Source organism: Nguyenibacter vanlangensis (genome assembly GCF_013376155.1).
In the GTDB taxonomy this organism is placed as follows: domain Bacteria; phylum Pseudomonadota; class Alphaproteobacteria; order Acetobacterales; family Acetobacteraceae; genus Gluconacetobacter; species Gluconacetobacter vanlangensis.
This window is the reverse complement of the sequence record NZ_JABXXP010001143.1, coordinates 1-651: the sequence shown is the minus strand read 5'-3', so window position 1 is coordinate 651 and position 651 is coordinate 1. Positions and strand designations below refer to the sequence as shown.

Sequence of the window (651 nt, the reverse complement as noted above, 5' to 3'; positions counted from 1 at the left end):
CTGGCAGGCACGCGCGCCGGCACGTCCGACCCGATGGCCCGGGCCGCCGGCGTGTCGCACAAGGCGATCCTGCCCGTCGCCGGCCGTCCGATGATCGCCCGGGTGGTGGACGCGCTGGCGGCCCATCCACGCGTCGGCCGGATCGTCGTCAGCATCGAAAGACCCGAAATCCTGGACGGGGTCCTGGACCACCCGGTCGGCATCCTGCCCCCGGCGCCAGGACCCAGCGCCAGCGTCATGGAGGCCCTGTCGACGCTGGGCACGCCGCTGCTGGTCACCACGGCCGACCACGCGCTGCTTCGCCCCGAATGGATCGATGCGTTCCTGGCCTCGGCCGGCACCCAGTGCGACATGGCGGCCGCCATCGCCATGGCCGGCGATATCGCCCGCGATGCGCCGAGCGGCAGGCGTACGCTGATCCGCCTGGCGGACGGCGCCTTTTCCGGCTGCAACCTGTTCCTGTTCCGCACCCCGGCCGCCCTGGGCGTCGTGCGGCTGTGGCAACGGATCGAACGACAGCGCAAGCACCCGTTGCGCATGGCCCGCCTGTTGGGGCCGATGGTCCTGCTGCGCTACGCGACCGGACGGCTGACCCGGGCGGCGCTGTGCGCGCGGATCGGAGTCCTGAGCCACGCCACGGTCCGGCTGGTC

1 protein-coding gene is annotated in these 651 nt (G+C 73.1%); it reads left to right on the top strand.

Annotated features, from left to right (window positions below):
- Nucleotides 1-651: nucleotidyltransferase family protein (locus tag HUK84_RS21755; protein ID WP_176641989.1), on the top strand; the 651-nt coding region annotated here is incomplete at both ends.